2 protein-coding genes are annotated in these 1,030 nt (G+C 67.3%); both read right to left on the bottom strand.

What is annotated here, in order from left to right:
* The coding region (locus tag P3T23_RS47850) for an ABC transporter ATP-binding protein (protein ID WP_429322981.1) at positions 1-749 on the bottom strand (749 nt) is incomplete at its 3' end.
* Positions 749-1,030, bottom strand: a 282-nt coding sequence (locus P3T23_RS47845) for an ABC transporter permease (RefSeq protein ID WP_429322980.1), incomplete at its 5' end; no start/stop codon positions are given. The genes P3T23_RS47845 and P3T23_RS47850, both read right to left, overlap by 1 nt.

Below are 1,030 nucleotides of genomic sequence, written 5' to 3'. Positions count from 1 at the left end.
TCCACACCCGCCACTTCCTCGACCGGGGCGGCCACCAGCACCTTGCGCTCGGCCAGCACCGCCACCCGCGTGGACAGCGCGATCATCGTATCCAGGTCGTGCGTCACCATCACGACCGTGAGCCCCAGCGCCCGGCGCAGCGTGCCGATCAGCTCGACGAACTCGTCCGACGCCTGCGGATCGAGCCCCGCGGTCGGTTCATCGAGAAACAGCAGCTCCGGCTCCAGCGCAATCGCCCGCGCAATGCCCACGCGCTTGACCATCCCGCCCGACAGCGCCGCCGGCATCTTCGATGCATGCCGGCACGGCAGCCCCACCATTTCCAGCTTCAGCATCACGATGTCGCGCAGCAGGTCCTCCGGCACCTTGCCCAGTTCGCGGATCGGCTGCGCGATGTTGTCGAACACCGACAGCGACGAGAACAGCGCGCCACGCTGGAACAGCATCCCGGAACGGCTGCGCAGCAGGCGCGCGTTCTCCGGCGACATCGTCGACGTGTCCTCGCCGAACAGCTTGATGGTGCCCGCGCTCTGGCGCTCGAGCCCGAGAATCTGCCGCACCAGCGTCGTCTTGCCCGAGCCCGAGCCGCCCACGACCGAGACGATCTCCCCGCGCCGCACGTCGAAGTTCAGGTGCTGATGGATGATCGTGCGTCCATAGCGCTTGGTGAGGTCGCGCACCTCGATCACCGGCTCGGCGATCTCGGGCATCGGATGGCCGCGCACGGCCGTGGCGAGCGGCGCTGTCATCAGATCCCCACGTTCTGGAAGAGAATCGCGAACACTGCGTCCGCGAGAATCACGACCGTGATCGACGTCACCACCGACGCCGTCGTGCCTTCACCCAGGCTCTGCGAATTGGCCTTGATGCGAAACCCGAAGTGACAGCCGACGATCGCGATCAGCATGCCGAACGCCATGCCCTTGCCGAGCCCGAACCACAGGTTCGCAATCGGCACCACGCCCGGCAGCGCCCGCGCGAAAAACGACATGTCGATGCCCAGCACGATCTTCGCGGCCACCGCGCCGCC

Origin of the sequence: Paraburkholderia sp. GAS448, from assembly GCF_050435685.1 — a bacterium.
In the GTDB taxonomy this organism is placed as follows: Bacteria; Pseudomonadota; Gammaproteobacteria; order Burkholderiales; family Burkholderiaceae; genus Paraburkholderia.
The sequence above is the reverse complement of the archived record's forward strand: the minus strand, read 5'-3'. Positions and strand labels throughout refer to the sequence as shown.